At 70.6% G+C, this 14,058-nt stretch carries 17 protein-coding genes; 9 read left to right on the forward strand and 8 right to left on the reverse strand.

Annotated elements, in window-relative coordinates; translation table 11 throughout:
• Positions 1–69 precede the first annotated feature (69 nt).
• Together LRQ07_RS14240 and LRQ07_RS14245 are read left to right on the forward strand one after the other, a co-directional pair.
• Complete coding sequence (locus LRQ07_RS14240) at positions 70–810, forward strand: alpha/beta fold hydrolase (protein ID WP_256534991.1); 741 nt, start codon at positions 70–72, stop codon at positions 808–810.
• Positions 811–908: 98 nt separating this feature from the next.
• Positions 909–1,316, forward strand: a complete 408-nt coding sequence (locus LRQ07_RS14245) for a DapH/DapD/GlmU-related protein (protein ID WP_256534992.1) — start codon at positions 909–911, stop codon at positions 1,314–1,316.
• Between the two features lie 25 nt (positions 1,317–1,341).
• Here the strand turns inward: LRQ07_RS14245 and LRQ07_RS14250 are convergent, their stop codons facing one another.
• Together LRQ07_RS14250 and LRQ07_RS14255 are read right to left on the reverse strand one after the other, a co-directional pair.
• Positions 1,342–1,998: a LuxR C-terminal-related transcriptional regulator gene (locus LRQ07_RS14250; RefSeq protein ID WP_232763495.1), complete on the reverse strand. Its 657-nt coding sequence runs from the start codon at positions 1,996–1,998 to the stop codon at positions 1,342–1,344.
• Positions 1,991–3,244: an ATP-binding protein gene (locus LRQ07_RS14255; protein ID WP_256534993.1), complete on the reverse strand. Its 1,254-nt coding sequence runs from the start codon at positions 3,242–3,244 to the stop codon at positions 1,991–1,993. The genes LRQ07_RS14250 and LRQ07_RS14255 overlap by 8 nt, the downstream gene beginning before the upstream one ends.
• 106 nt (positions 3,245–3,350) lie before the next feature.
• On the opposite strand from LRQ07_RS14255, the gene LRQ07_RS14260 reads away from it, so the two are divergent.
• The 4 genes from LRQ07_RS14260 to LRQ07_RS14275 all read left to right on the forward strand — a co-directional run bounded on the left by LRQ07_RS14260 (position 3,351) and on the right by LRQ07_RS14275 (position 6,702).
• Positions 3,351–4,889: a PspC domain-containing protein gene (locus LRQ07_RS14260; protein WP_256534994.1), complete on the forward strand. Its 1,539-nt coding sequence runs from the start codon at positions 3,351–3,353 to the stop codon at positions 4,887–4,889.
• Positions 4,889–5,194: a hypothetical protein gene (locus LRQ07_RS14265; protein WP_256534995.1), complete on the forward strand. Its 306-nt coding sequence runs from the start codon at positions 4,889–4,891 to the stop codon at positions 5,192–5,194. The genes LRQ07_RS14260 and LRQ07_RS14265 overlap by 1 nt, the downstream gene beginning before the upstream one ends.
• A 61-nt stretch (positions 5,195–5,255) precedes the next feature.
• Positions 5,256–5,945 carry a substrate-binding domain-containing protein gene (locus tag LRQ07_RS14270; protein ID WP_131494280.1) on the forward strand — a complete coding sequence of 230 codons (690 nt, stop codon included), beginning with the start codon at positions 5,256–5,258 and terminating at the stop codon, positions 5,943–5,945.
• Positions 5,946–5,985: 40 nt separating this feature from the next.
• On the forward strand, positions 5,986–6,702 hold the full coding sequence (locus LRQ07_RS14275; RefSeq protein WP_232763491.1) for a glutamine amidotransferase-related protein: 717 nt from the start codon (positions 5,986–5,988) through the stop codon (positions 6,700–6,702).
• A gap of 1 nt (position 6,703) precedes the next feature.
• Here LRQ07_RS14275 and LRQ07_RS14280 read toward each other — a convergent pair whose 3' ends face one another.
• Positions 6,704–7,174 carry a glutaminase gene (locus LRQ07_RS14280; RefSeq protein WP_232763490.1) on the reverse strand — a complete coding sequence of 157 codons (471 nt, stop codon included), beginning with the start codon at positions 7,172–7,174 and terminating at the stop codon, positions 6,704–6,706.
• A complete protein-coding gene (locus tag LRQ07_RS14285; RefSeq protein ID WP_047524585.1) occupies positions 7,171–8,385 on the reverse strand; it encodes a cation:proton antiporter in 1,215 nt (404 codons plus the stop codon). Before LRQ07_RS14285 ends, LRQ07_RS14280 begins: the two co-directional genes overlap by 4 nt.
• Before the next feature lie 86 nt (positions 8,386–8,471).
• Here LRQ07_RS14285 and purU point away from each other — a divergent pair, with 86 nt between their 5' ends.
• Positions 8,472–9,323, forward strand: coding sequence for a formyltetrahydrofolate deformylase (purU, locus tag LRQ07_RS14290; RefSeq protein WP_047524587.1), 852 nt, complete (start codon positions 8,472–8,474; stop codon positions 9,321–9,323).
• A gap of 80 nt (positions 9,324–9,403) precedes the next feature.
• Here purU and LRQ07_RS14295 read toward each other — a convergent pair whose 3' ends face one another.
• Positions 9,404–10,450: an NAD(P)H-dependent flavin oxidoreductase gene (locus LRQ07_RS14295; RefSeq protein WP_256534996.1), complete on the reverse strand. Its 1,047-nt coding sequence runs from the start codon at positions 10,448–10,450 to the stop codon at positions 9,404–9,406.
• Between the two features lie 133 nt (positions 10,451–10,583).
• Between LRQ07_RS14295 and LRQ07_RS14300 the strand changes: the two genes are divergently transcribed.
• Both LRQ07_RS14300 and LRQ07_RS14305 read left to right on the forward strand, forming a co-directional pair.
• Positions 10,584–10,856, forward strand: a complete 273-nt coding sequence (locus LRQ07_RS14300; RefSeq protein WP_256534997.1) for a DUF6412 domain-containing protein — start codon at positions 10,584–10,586, stop codon at positions 10,854–10,856.
• Positions 10,857–10,922: 66 nt separating this feature from the next.
• Positions 10,923–11,702 (forward strand): YidC/Oxa1 family membrane protein insertase, encoded by a 780-nt coding sequence (locus LRQ07_RS14305; RefSeq protein WP_256534998.1) that lies wholly within the window; start codon positions 10,923–10,925, stop codon positions 11,700–11,702.
• Here LRQ07_RS14305 and LRQ07_RS14310 read toward each other — a convergent pair.
• The 3 genes from LRQ07_RS14310 to LRQ07_RS14320 form a co-directional block, all read right to left on the reverse strand.
• Positions 11,674–12,591 (reverse strand): EamA family transporter, encoded by a 918-nt coding sequence (locus LRQ07_RS14310; RefSeq protein WP_256534999.1) that lies wholly within the window; start codon positions 12,589–12,591, stop codon positions 11,674–11,676. The genes LRQ07_RS14305 and LRQ07_RS14310 overlap by 29 nt on opposite strands.
• Before the next feature lie 50 nt (positions 12,592–12,641).
• Positions 12,642–13,526 carry an SDR family oxidoreductase gene (locus LRQ07_RS14315; RefSeq protein WP_256535000.1) on the reverse strand — a complete coding sequence of 295 codons (885 nt, stop codon included), beginning with the start codon at positions 13,524–13,526 and terminating at the stop codon, positions 12,642–12,644.
• Positions 13,527–13,626: 100 nt separating this feature from the next.
• Positions 13,627–13,974 carry a hypothetical protein gene (locus LRQ07_RS14320; protein WP_021201203.1) on the reverse strand — a complete coding sequence of 116 codons (348 nt, stop codon included), beginning with the start codon at positions 13,972–13,974 and terminating at the stop codon, positions 13,627–13,629.
• Between the last annotated feature and the right edge of the window lie 84 nt (positions 13,975–14,058).

Raw genomic sequence — 14,058 nt, forward strand, 5'->3', positions numbered from 1 at the left:
CACACTCCGATGAATTCATGACAGAAATAGTGCCATACAGCTGTCCGCACACAGTGCGAGCATCGGGTCATGACGACAGCATCGAGTACTCCGACCATCCTCCTGATCGCGGGCCACTGGCTCGGCGCATGGGCCTGGGACGAGGTGCACACACACCTGGCGGCGGACGGATCGGACGCCATCGCGCTCACGCTCCCCGGCCTGGACCCGGACGACCCCGACCGTTCCTCACGGACCCTCGACGAGCAGGCGGCGGCGATCGAAGCGGCCGTCCTGCGCTCCGGAGCCACGGTGGAGCAGCCGGTCGTGCTCGTCGGGCACAGCGGAGCCAATGCCCCGGTCAGCATCGTCCTCGATCGACACCCCGCGCTCGTCCGCCGTGTGGTGTGGGTCGATTCCGGCCCGGTCGCGCCGGGAAGCGTGTTCGCACCGGACCTCCCGGAGACGGTGGAGGCGCTGCCCCTGCCACCGTTCGACGTTCTCGGACAGCAGGCCAGCATCGAGGGCCTGAGCACCGCGATCCTCGACCGCTTCCGCGAACGCGCGGTCCCCGAGCCGGGACCCGTGCTCCGGGATCCGGTGCCCCTCTCCGACGATGCGCGCCGCCGGATCCCCACCACCATCGTCTGCTGCTCGATCCCGAGCGCGCAGCTGCAGGAACTCGCCCGCGCCGGACACCCCATGTTCGCCGAGGTCGACGCACTCGAGAATCTGGAGCTCGTGGACCTGCCCACCGGCCACTGGCCCATGTGGAGCCGTCCCGCGGATCTCGCAATGGCGATCCGCGACGCGGCCTCGCGCGTGGGCTGAGCACCGCGGACACCGAGGACATCCATCCGAGGGAATGAATCCACCCCTGCCGTGGTTGTTGATATATCCGGAAGAGACTCCGGAGCACGGGAGGAATCGTGGGTAAGAACTACGTCGACATCGAGAACGACCAGGGAGCGACGCTGCGGTACCGCAAGCACGCGAACGGTCGGGGTCTCGTCGCGCATGGCGCGAAGGTGCATCCGAAGGCGCATATCGAGGCGGGTGCCTACATCGAACCGGGCGCGCGCGTCGGCGCCGGGGCGACCATCGCCCGCGGCGCCTGGATCGACGAAGACGCCGTGGTCGGGGAGGGCGCGTTCGTCGACGCGCACGCGCACATCGGCCAGGGTGCCGCGATCGGCGACCACGCCTACGTGGGTGTCCGCACCGATGTCGGCGCCGGAGCGCGCATCATCCGCGGTGCAAGGATCGGCGACGACGAGACCGTCGCGGCCGGGCTCACCATCGCGACGGATCATAAGGGGCTGTGGCTCGCGGCCTGACAGGGTGACAGCCGGGCCGTCACGACTACAGCAGGCGGCGCTCCGACGCCCACGCGGTGAGTTCGTGGCGGGAGGAGAGCTGCAGCTTGCGCAGCACGGATGACACGTGCGTCTCGACCGTCTTGATCGAGATGAAGAGCTCCGAAGCGACCTCCTTGTAGGCGTAGCCGCGGGCGATCAGCCGCATGACCTCCTGCTCACGCGCGGAGAGGCGATCCAGTTCGTCGGTCGCCGTCGCGGTCTCACCGGCGACCGCTCCGAAGGCGTCGAGAACGAACCCGGCGAGCCGTGGTGAGAAGACCGCATCCCCGTCCGCCACGGCGTGCACGGCGCTGCTGACCTCGATGCCCGATGACCCTTTGGTGATGTAGCCGCGGGCACCCGCCCGGATCACGCGCACGACGTCGGCGGCAGCATCCGAGACGCTGAGCGCGAGGAACCGCGCCGCCGTGGCCGACCCGCGGATCACCGCTTCTCCGCCCGCGGCATCGTCGCCGCTCCCACCCGGCAGATGCACGTCGAGCAGGACGACGTCCGGCTGTGTCTCAGCGATCACGGCGATCGCGGTCGGCACGTCCGCCGCCTCGCCGACCACGTCGACACTCGCATCGAGGTCGGCACGCAAGCCGGAGCGGAAGATCGAGTGGTCGTCGACGATCACGACGCGGATGCTCTCAGGCATGGTCGTCCTCCCGGGTGGGGATCGGTCGCCCCGCCGCCCGGTCATACGGCGGGGCCGCAAGAATGCTCAGATGCACTTCGGTCCCGTTCGCGTCGCTGCGGACCGCTCCGGTACCACCGGCACGACGCATCCGGCCGATGATCGACTCCCGCACCCCGAGGCGATCGCTCGGCACATCGTCGAGGTCGAAGCCCTCACCGCGGTCCCGGATGAAGACGTCGACGCCCGCGGCGCTCCCCTCGATGTACACCGAGATGTCCCCGCCGGCATGCCGCGCGGCGTTCAGGATCGCCTCTCGGGCCGCCGCCGCGAGTTCCCCGCTGGCGCGCTCGGTGGACAGGCCCGCCGACACGACGTCGATGCGCACCGGATAATCGAGCTCGAGGGCTCCTGCGTAGTCACGCAGATCTGTCGGGAGGTCGCTGTCGGCCGGTGCGTCGCCGTCGTACAACCATGCGCGCAGTTCGCGCTCCTGTGCCCTGGCGAGGCGGGCCGCCTCGCTGGAGGCTCCTGCCCTGTTCTGGATCAGCGCCAGTGTCTGCAGCACGGAATCGTGCAGGTGCGCGGCCATCTGGCTGCGCTGCTCCTCGCGGATGCGGCGCACCCGTTCGCCGGACAGTTCGCGCCATCGCGGGATGAGGGCCGAGGAGATCACCGCAGAGAGCCCGGCGAGAGGGAGGAGCACGAGTGCCACCCCCGAGCGCGCGACGGGCCAGGAGAGCAGCACGGTGAACAGCAGGGCGAGCAGCACGAGAGCCAGGATCCGGACGGTCATCGTGTGTCGCGGTCCGCGCGCGGTGTCGGTGCGATCGATCAGGGTCGCCCAGAGCCCGGCGCCCGTCGCGAAGCCCACGGTGCCGCCGACGACGACCGCGGCGAGATCGGGCGGGATCGATCCGCTCAGCCAGTCACTGCCGCCGCGCCAGGCCAGCACGATGAGGATCCCGACACCGGCGGGAGCGAGCAGCAGCCAGGCGACCGGTACGCGTCTGGTCGGGGCCTCCTCCCCCTCGCTCCACGGCGTGAAGGCCCAGCACCAGGCGTAGAGGAGGATGCCGGCGCCGCCGCACAGGGTCAGCGCGAGGAACAGTGCTCGCACCAGGCCCACCCGCACGCCCAGGTGTCGCGCGAGGCCCGCACTCACCCCGGCCACCAGGCAGTCGCGATCACGGGTCAGCGGCGGGCGCGGCGCAGCGATGGGCGCTGATCGCGTGGGAGCATGCGCCGAAGAGGACATGTCGCCCATCCAATCATCCGCATGGGCGCTCCGGGTCCTCCCCTGGCCAGATTCAGGGGCCACTCAGGGGTTCCCCCCATGGCAGGGGACCGACGGATGACGCCAGGATCGAAGCATGACGATTCCGACTGCACCCCCGCCTCCTGCCGACCAGGCCACTCCGGCCGTCGGCGCACCGGGCACCGGCATCCCCCGCGGAGCCGAACGCTTCCTCCTCTGGGTCGCCGGCCTCGGCGTCGCCCGGTCCGAGGGCTGGCTGGGCGGTGTCGCCGCGGGGATCGCTGCCCGGCTGCGCATCGATCCGCTCATCGTCCGCGGGATCCTCGTGGTCGCGGCGCTCTTCGGCCTGCCGGTGATCTTCCTGTATGCCGCGGCCTGGGCGCTGCTGCCCGACATCGACGGACGGGTCCACCTCCGCGATCTGTTCCGCCGCGACTATCAGCCGGCGCAGTGGGGCATCCTCGCGATGGCCGTCATCGGTCTCTTCCCGACCGCACCACTGGCCGGACGTCTCTTCGGACTCGGCTACGACGGGTGGTCGGCCCTCTCCGTCGTCAGCTGGATCGTCGGGCTCGGGCTCGTCGCCGGTCTGCTCTTCCTGATCGTGCGCGCCATGCGCCGCACCCCGGGTGCTTCCGCGCCGGATCTGCCGATGGCTTCCGCAGATTCGGCCGCCCCGGCCGCATCCGACCCCCTCAGCGATTCGGGTACCGCTGAGGGGGCGGATGCCACTCTCGCCGATGAGGTCTCCGACACCGCGCTCGCCTTCACTCCCCCGGAACCGCCCGCCCCCCTCCCGCCCGGTTCACAGGACCCCACCGCTCTCGAGGCCTGGCGCGCCCAGCATGCGGCCTGGAAGGAACAGGATCAGGCGTGGCGCCGCCAACAGCAGGACATCGAGCGGGCCGCCCGCGACCAGCTGCGTCGTGAACGCCAGGCCGAGGCTGCGGTGTTCGCGACCGAAGCCGCGGAGCGCCGACGCCTCCGCCGTGCCTCGAACCCCCGGGCCGGCTTCGCGTTCGCCGCGACCATCGTCGGCCTCGCGATCATCACCGGCTCTGCCGTCGGTCTCGTCACGGGCGGTGAGGCCCTCGGCGGCGCGCTGGGACTGCTCGCGGCGGCGCTCATCCTGGCACTCGGGATGATCGTGGCCGGGGCGTTCCGTCGGCGCAGCGGTTTCCTGGCCTTCGCGACCGTGGTGACGCTGATCGGCGGACTCGTCGCCGGCGCTTTCTCCGCCTTCCCGGGCGTCACGCTGGGCTACGTCGCGCTCGGCAACAACGAATCCGCGCACGTCCGGCAGCCCTTCGGCGATACGTTCCTCACGCTGAATCCGTTCGAGGATGGTGCGCGGTCGATCGTCGTGGACAAGGGATCCGGCAACACCTACATCGACGTCCAGTCGGGCGTCGAGCTCGATCTGCGCGCCGTCGTCGGGTCGGCGACCGTTTCGTGGACCCGAGTGGATGAGGAGACCGGCCGGATCACTGCGCACGGCACCTGGACTCCCGTGCGCAGGAACGGGGAGTCGATCGTCCTGCAGAAGGTCGCCGCTGAGGACACCGAGCCCACCCTCGTACAACCCGTCACGATCGATCAGACCAGCGGAGTGATCTCCGTCACCCTCTACGAGCCCGCGAAGGAAGACCAGTGATGAGTACGCCGGAAGCCCCCTCCCCTCCCCGCACGCGCTGGGCCGCCATCATCTGGGGCCTCCTGTTCGCCGCGATCGCCGCGGTCGCCCTCTGGATGCTGGCCGACGCCGACCGGAGGGACACCGTCGCCGATGGGCTCCTCGCTCTGACGCCGACCACGATCGTCACGATCCTCCTCCTGACCGTGGGCGTGCTGATCCTGGTCGGGGGAGCCGCAGGGCTCATCCGCCGTGCGCAGCGGAAACTCGCGACGGCGACGGACCCCGCCACGCGGGCGGACGTGCCCGCCTCCCCCGCCGAGTAGCCTGGACCCCATGGCGAATCAGGGAAGGCGGCCCGGGAAGGGCGCAGGTCGAGGTACCCCTGTGCGTCGCAACAAGGCCGCCCCCGCCGAGCGGTTCCCGCCGCAGAAGCCGAAGAAGAAGACGGCCAAGGTCGTCTTCGATGCCCCTCAGCCCGAGCCCGAGGCACCGCGAACCTTCCGTCTGGGAGCGGTGCCGGGCGCGACACCGGGCAAGTGGATCGACGCGTGGAAGCAGCGCATGCCGAGAGTGCCGCTCGAGCTCGTCCCGATCGAGGTCGCCACCCAGCGCGAGGCGCTCGACGCGATCGATGCGGCGCTGGTCCGTCTGCCGCTCACGGACGAGTCCCTGCACATCATCCCTCTGTACGACGAGGTGCCGGTCGTGATCGCCGCGGTCGACTCGCACCTGATGGCGGCCGAAGAGCTCTCCGCCGCGGATCTCGAGGGCGAGGTCGTGATCGGGCTGTCCGATGACGTGCTGGGCCCGCTCGACCTCCCCGGCACACTCCCGGCCGCCTTCGCCGCACTGCCGACCGGAGAGGCGATCGCCACGGCGGCCTCCGGCGTCGGCATCGTGATCGTCCCGATGTCGCTGGCTCGCCTGCACCACCGCAAGGATGCCGACCACCGCGTGCTCGCCGATGGCCCGACCTCCACGGTGGCGCTGGTGTGGCCTCGCGATCGCACCACGCCTGACGTCGAGACCTTCGTCGGCATCGTCCGCGGCCGGACCGCGAACTCCTCCCGGTGACCGCGTCGGCTCGGCCCCGCGCGCTCGTTAGAATCTCCTGATGGCCTCGCTTCTCTACGTGTGCGTGCGACCCGAGATCGGGGCGGCGGACGCCGAGCATGCGTCCTTCCGACGGGCGCTCGGCGTCGACGTCGTCGATCGACTCGACTTGCTGCAGACACCGCTGCACATCGAGCGTCTGCGCGGATACCGCGGCGTCGTGGTCGGGGGCTCGCCGTTCAACGTCTCCGACACGGTGAAGTCCGCGGAGCAGCTGCGGGTCGAAGCCGACCTCCGCACACTGGCCGACGCGGCGATGGCCGCCGAGATCGCGGTGTTCTTCACCTGCTTCAGCATCGGTGTCGTGACCCGCATGCTCGGGGGCGAGGTCGTGACGGACACTCCCGAGCCCGCGAGCGCCACCGTGATCGATGTGACCGAAGCCGGCGCCGCCGATCCCGTCTTCGGGCCGAGCGGACCCGCTCTCACCGTGTTCACGGCACACAAGGAGAGCGCGGCGAGCACCCCGCCCGGCGCGGTGCTCCTGGCGACCAATGGGGCCTGCCCGGTGCAGGCCTACCGCGTGGGCACGCACCTGTATGCAGCGCAGTTCCATCCGGAGCCCACCCCCCGCGACTTCGCGGACCGCATGACGTTCTACCGCACCACCGGCTACTTCGACCCGGAGGAGTTCGACGCGGTGCAGCAGCAGGTGCTCGCCGCATCGGTCACCGAGGGCGCCGCGCTTCTGCGCCGCTTCGCCGAGACCTTCGCCTGACTCAGCCTTCTGCCGAATCCCGCAACAGGGACACGCGCTCACGCAGGTATGCCTCCAAGGGCATGAACCCGCCGGCCGCGCTCCACCGCACCGAGGGGACGCCGTCGACGAGCGCCAGCGGACCGGAGGAGCCGCCCGCATCCACGGCGTCGACGTCGATCACACTCCATCCCACGTGGACGACATCGCCCTCGTCGAAGCCGCCCCGCAGGGCTTCGGCACGACGTTCGGCGCGTGCTCTGGCCGACTCGGCCGTGTAGCCGCGGCGTCCGGGATCAGCCGCGCGGAGCACCTCGGCCGTGGCCAGCGCGTGCGTGTCGGTCAGCAGCAGCACGCCCAGATGCCATGCTTCGCCGACCCGCACGATGCGGCGCCCGCGCCACCGCGAGACGCGCTGCTCGCCGAGCCCCTCCTTCGCGATGCCGTCGAGGCTCTGCACCGTACGGGTCAGGAGCGCCGACGCACTCGTCACAGCTCCCCCTGCACGGCGTCGCCCGCACGGGCGGGCCCGACGACGTCGGCGCGATCCCCGCGCAGGGTCATCCCGATCAACGGATAGAGCAGCACCGAGAGCATGCCCGCTCCGACCAATGCCGCCGCGGTGCCGGTGTCGAGCATCTTCTCGTCGACGCCGATCGCGGTGACCGCGACGATGATCGGCAGTCCGGTGGCGGCGAGGAGCCCGAGGGCCGCACGGTCGCGGACGCTCATCCCCACCGGGGCCGAGAGCTGCGCGGCCGCCCCACGGATGGCCAGCAGCGCGATCAGGAAGATGGGCACCAGGGCGAGGGCCGTCGGCGAGGTGAGCAGGGCCTGCAGGTCGAAGGTCACGCCCGTGTAGAGGAAGAAGATCGGCACGAGGAATCCGAATGCGATCGCCTCGATCTTGCTCTCGACCTCCTCGGCGGATTCCTTCGGCGCCCGCGTCATGATGATGCGCCACACCGCTCCCGCGACGAACGCGCCGAGCAGCATGTCGAGGTCGAGCATCACGCTCAGGCCGACCAGCGCCGCGATGAGTAGGATCACGAAGCGCACCCCGAACTGGTCGGACGTGTGCAGCGTCGCACGGACGATGCGGTGCAGGCGCCCGTGCGGCACGCGGTGCGCGAGCAGCACCGCGAGCCCGGCCAGCACCACGAACGTCAGCAGGACGGCCGTGGCGATCGGTGTGGTGCGCGTGCTGAGGAAGATCGAGATCGCGATCAGGGGCAGGAACTCGCCGACCGCGCCGATCGCACTGATCGCACGACCGAACGGCGTGTCCAGCTCGCGGGCGTCGCGCAGGATCGGCATCAGCGTGCCGAGCGCGGTGGAGCTCAGCGCGATGCCGATCACGACCATCCCCTCACCGGGGGCGAAGAAGAAGCCCAGGCCGATGCCCAGCAGAACGCTGAGGAGCCAGCCGAGGGAGGCGCGGGCGAGCGGTTTGCCCGCCACGGTCTTGAAGTCGATCTCGGTGCCGGCGACGAAGAACAGCAGCGCCAGACCGAAGTCGCTGAGCTTCTCCAGCAGGGGGCCCGGTTCGACCCAGCCGAGCACCGCCGGCCCCACGAGGATCCCGAGCACGAGTTCGAACACCACGATCGGCACCCGCACCACCGGGCGGACCCCGCGGGCGAGCAGGGGCGCGGCGACGGCCAGCAGGGGGATCAGCACCAGGCCGAGATCGCTCGCTTCCACGATTCTCAGAGTAGCGAGTCGCCTCCCGCGATTCGCCCCCGGTGTGCATCCACGGCAGAATCGATGCACACCCTCGAGGAGCCTCCATGTCCCAGCCCGATACCGCCCGCCTGCTCATCGCCTGTGACGACCAGCCCGGGATCGTCGCCGCCGTGGCGGGCGTGCTCGCCCAGCACGGTGCGAACATCATTTCGCTCGACCAGCACTCGACGGATTCCGAGGGCGGACGCTTCTTCCAGCGCACCGTGATCCACCTCGATGGACTCGCCGCCGCACGCCCCGCGCTCGAAGCCGACATCGCCGTCGTCGCCGAACGCTTCGGCATGGAGTGGTCGCTGCACGACGTCGCCCGCCGCAAGCGCGTGGCGATCTTCGTCTCGAAGTACGACCACTGCCTGATGGAGCTGCTCTGGCGCACACAGCGCGGCCAGCTCGACATCGACATCACGATGGTCGTCTCCAACCACCCCGACCTGGCCGAGTCGGTCCGCTCCTTCGGCGTACCCTTCGTGCACATCCCCTCGGGCGACAAGGCCGCCATGGAGGAGCGACAGCTCGAACTGCTGCGCGGGAACGTCGACCTCGTCGTGCTGGCGCGCTACATGCAGATCCTCACCGACGACTTCATCACCCGCCTCGAAGCGCCGGTGATCAACATCCACCACTCCTTCCTGCCCGCGTTCATCGGGGCGAACCCCTACGCACGCGCCAAGGACCGCGGTGTGAAGCTGATCGGCGCGACCGCGCACTATGCGACCGCCGACCTCGACGAGGGGCCGATCATCGAGCAGGACGTCACACGCGTGACCCACTCCGAGTCAGCGGCCGAGCTGCAGAGCCGCGGGGCCGATGTCGAGCGACTCGTCCTCGCCCGCGCCGTGCAGTGGCACGCCGAGGACCGTGTGATCGTGCACGGCAAGTCCACCGTCATCCTCTAGGCCCTCCTCCGGTCGCACTTTCGCACGCTAAACCGCTGTTTTGACGGCGAAAGTGCGACCGGAGCGACGGTAGAGAGCGATCAGGAGGCGCGCGGCACGCCGGCGGCCAGCTCCGCGAACACCTCGGCGGCGGTGTCGAGGCGCGCGAGCGGGGCAGCCTGCCCCATCCACAGCGACTGGAGCTCCCCGAGATTCTGCTCCCCCGCTGCGGCACGGAAGCGTCCGGTGAGCCAGTTCTGCATCGGGAACGGTGCGATCGTGCCGCTCGCCTCGATCGCCCGCACCGCACGGTTGCGGGCACCCCGGGCCAGGCGACCGCTCATGGCACGGGTGAGTACCGTCTCCTCGGCGGCGGTCGCACGGATCGCGGTGCGATGCGCGGTCGTGGCCACGGACTCCGCCGTCGCGAGGAAGGCCGTCCCGACCTGCACGCCGGTCGCACCCAACGCGAACGCCGCGGCGACTCCCCGTCGATCGGCGATGCCGCCTGCCGCGATCACCGGCACATCCACCGCATCGACCACCTGCGGGACGAGCGCGAACGTGCCGACGAGCGAGTCCTCAGCCGGACGGAGGAACGACACCCGATGCCCGGCCGCCTCGGCACCCGTGGCGACCACCGCATCCACCCCGGCGTCGGCGAGCGCGACGGCCTCGGCGACGGTGGTCGCGGTGCCGACGATGCGGATCCCCCGGCGCTGTGCCTCCTGGACCACCTCGGCCGACGGCACCCCGAACACCGTGCTGAGCACGGCGGGCCGGATCTCCCAGATCGCGTCGAGCTGCTCCTCGAGCGACGGGACGTACCGCTCCGGGGGCGCCGGGACATCGATGCCGACCGCCTCGTAGAAGGGTTGCAGTGCCTGCGCGAACACCGCGTGCTGCGGATTCGGCTCGACCTCGTCGCCGGTGGGGAGCCAGGTGTTCACCGCGAACGGACGATCGGTCGCCGCCCGCAGTGCCGCGCCGGTCGAACGGATGCGGTCGCCGTCGTAGCCGTAGAGTCCGAACGAACCGAGGCCGCCCGCAGCGCTGACCGCAGCCGTGAGGGCGGTCGAGGAGAGCCCGCCGAACGGGCCGAGGATGATCGGTTGCTCGATCCCGAACAGGGCGCGAAGGTCACTCATGCTTTCGACCGTACGCCCCGTCGGCTTTCGAATCGTGCACTGTGCGGCATAAGTGGCCGGGAGCGCACCATTCGCGCGATTCGAAAGCGGCGGCCGCCCCCGGTGCTACCCTCACAACAGGAAGGGAGCGCGCATGAGCGAGTGGTTCGGGCAGATGCTGAGCATCGTCGCGACGGCGCTCGGCCTCGTGTCGATGCCGGATGCCACGGCTCTCGGCCTCGCCGTCGCCCTGCTCGCGGTGACCGCACTCACCCTCGCGATCGTGCTGAGTGTGCGCCCCGAGGCCTCGACCGGTGCCCCGCATCCGTTGCGCGCCATCGACGTCGGCACCCTCCTCACGCAGAGTGATCCTGATGCCGCCGGGCATCCGCGCCCTCGGGCGCCGGGAGTCGCGACCGCCTCGTAGTCCGCTCTTTCGACGGGACCGCGCGGCCTTCGCCGACCCTTCCCAACACCTCGAACGGACACTTCCATGGACCCCTTCGCCTTTCCACCCCTCGCCGCCCTCCTCGACGCCGCCTACGGCGCGCTGACCGGGCTCTCCGACCTGCTCACCCCCATCGCCGGTGCCTCCGCCGCCGCTCTCGCCGTCGTCCTCGTCACACTGCTCGTGCGGGTACTGCTCATCCCCGTCGGCATCTCCCAGGCCAAGGCCGAGCAGACCAGGGCGCGTCTCGCGCCGAAGCTGCGCGAGCTGCAGCGCCGCCACAAGAAGAACACCGAGCGCCTGCAGAAGGAGACGCTGGCGCTGTACCGCGCGGAGAACACGTCGCCGTTCGCGGGGATGCTCCCGGTGCTCGCACAGGCCCCCGTGGTCGGCATCCTCTACACGCTGTTCCTCCGGCCCGAGATCGCGGGACACCCGAACGAGCTGCTCGCGCACGACCTGTTCGGCGCACCGCTGGGCACGAGCCTGGTGTCGGCGCTGTTCGGGGGCACCGCGACACCCGCCACCTTCCTCGTGTTCGGGGTGCTGCTCGCGGTCATGCTCGCGGTCGCCGAGATCACCCGCCGCGTGTTCCGCCCGACGCCGGTCGATGGGGACGACTCACCCCTGAACTCCCCCACCCTGCTGCGCGTCGTCTCGGTGATGCACTACGCGACCGCGGTCTTCGGCGTGTTCGTGCCTCTCGCCGCTGCGCTGTACCTGACGGTCACGGTGGTGTGGACGCTCGTGCAGCGCGTGATCCTGCGTCGCCGGTACCCGCTGCCGGTCCCCGCGGTCAGTCGGGCAGCGGTATCGGCGCGGTGAACGGGGCGGAGGGACCGTCGTCGCGGCGTTCCCTCCGCACCCCGAGCGTGGTCCCGACGCTCGCGGCGATCACGAGGGCGACGGCGAGCATCCGCAGCGGCGTGGCGTCCTGCCCGAGGATGAGCCAGCCGGCGAGCGTCGCGAACGCCGGTTCGAGGCTCAGCAGCACACCGAACACGCGCTGCGGCAGACGGCGCAGCGCCGCGAGCTCGAAGCTGTAGGGGATCACGGACGACAGCACCGCGGTGATCGCAGCGAGCAGGAGCAGCTGCGGATCCATCGCCACCGTCGACGCGGCCGGGATGCCGACCGGGATGAGCAGCACGGCAGCGACCACGAGTCCCATCGCCAGGCCGCTGCTGCCCGGGATGAGGGAGCCGACGCGGGCGCTCATCCGGATGTACATGGCCCAGAAGCCCGCTGCGATCAGGATGAACAGCACACCGAGCGGATCGAGCGGCTCGGCACCGATCAGGCCGTCGATGCCCAGCACGATCATTCCGAGGAGGGCCACTCCGACCCAGACGAAGTCCGTGACCTTCCGGGTGAGCACGGCCGCGAGCACGAGTGGTCCGAGGAACTCGATCGCGACGGCGGGGCCCAGGGGGATGCGGTCGATCGCCGCGTAGAAGAAGCCGTTCATCGCGGCCAGCGAGACGCCGAAGAGCACCGCGGCGAACCACTGCGGGCGGGTCCACTTCCCGGGCCGCGGGCGCACGATGACGACCAGGAGGACCGCGGCGATCGCGACGCGCAGTGAGGTCACCCCCCACGGACCGAGCACCGGGAAGAGCTGGGCCGCAACGGCGGCGCCGAAAGGAAGCGAGAGGCAGGAGCCGATGACGAGCGCGACTCCGACGAGGGGACGGGACGCGGCCGGCTTCTGCACCCCACAAGCTTAGGCGGCGGCTCCCCTCGGTGCCGCCGCCTGAGCACGTGTCAGAGGCCCTTGCCGCCGGTGACCGCGATGACCGAGCCGGACGTGTACGAGGATTCCGCCGATGCCAGGTACACGTAGGCGCCGGCCAGTTCCGCCGGCTGACCCGCCCGCCCCAGCGGAGTGTCGGCACCGAAGGTCGCCAGCCGCTCGGCATCCCATCCGGTCGCGGGGATCAGGGGTGTCCAGACCGGTCCCGGCGCGACGGCGTTGACCCGGATCCCGCGGGGTCCCGCCTCCTCGGCGAGCGCTTTGACGAACGCGATCTGCGCCGCCTTGGTCATGGCGTAGTCGATCAATCCCGGTGAGGGGTTGTAGGCCTGGATGGAAGCCGTCACGATGATGCTCGCTCCGGGCTGGAGGTCGGGGTAGGCCGCCCGCGCCGAGAACAGCATGCCCGCCAGGTTCGTGTCGAACACCCGACGCATGCGGTCCGTCTCCAGACTCCCGAAGTCGTCGATGTCGTGCTGATAGCCCGCGTTGAGCACGAGCACGTCGAGCCCACCCAACTCACTCCGCGTGCGGGCGGCGATGTCGGTCGCGAAAGCCTCTTCTCGCAGGTCGCCTGCGAAGCCCACACCCGTGCGCCCCGTCTCGCGGACCAGGGCGAGCGTGTCCTCCGCGTCGTCCTGCTCCTCGGGCAGGTGCGCGATCGCGATGTCGGCGCCCTCCCGTGCGAAGGCGATCGCGACGGCCCGACCGATCCCGGAGTCACCGCCCGTGATGAGAGCACGGCGACCTTCCAGGCGCCCGTGGCCGACGTAGGTCCCTTCGCCGTGGTCCGGTTCGGGGCGCGTCCGCTCGGTCAGCCCCGGCTGGTCCTGGTGCTGGTCGGGAAAGCCCTCTTCGCGGTGCGCGTGTCGGGGGTCGGTGGTGTCGTCGGTCATGGCCGATCCTCCTCGTCTCGTCGAACGAGGCCCACACTTCCACCCTTGCCCGCCCGTGGTCAGGGGCTTGACATCCCGGGCTCGGAGCCGCGGTCCCGGCTCAGAGCGGAGGGGTGACCGGAACCTCACCGGCACCGGGCTCGTCGCCGGCCTCGGCGGGTTCGGGCACGAGGTACAGCCCGCTCGGCGCGTTCGCGGTGAAGGCGAGTGCCTCGATCCACGCCCGGTTGATGGACGGCTGACGGCTGCCGAAGTACTTGAAGACGAGCGAGCTCCCCGGCTGGATCCACACCGTGGTGCGCCCGCCGCCGACGCTCGCATCCTCACGCCAGCTGAACGGGAAGGGCTCTCCGCGGCGCAGCTTCGCGGTGATGACGAGCTGAAGGTGGGTGAGGGCGCGATCCTCGATCTCGGTCTTCACGCCGCCTTCGTAGACGAATTTACCCATGGGTGGTGCTCCTTGGTCGCTGCCGGGCCGAGACGACGGCTCACCTCATTCTCCCGTACTCGGGAGAAGGTTATCGCCTCCGGG

The sequence above is a fragment of the Microbacterium sp. J1-1 genome, assembly GCF_024498615.1.
Taxonomy (GTDB): domain Bacteria; phylum Actinomycetota; class Actinomycetes; order Actinomycetales; family Microbacteriaceae; genus Microbacterium; species Microbacterium aurugineum.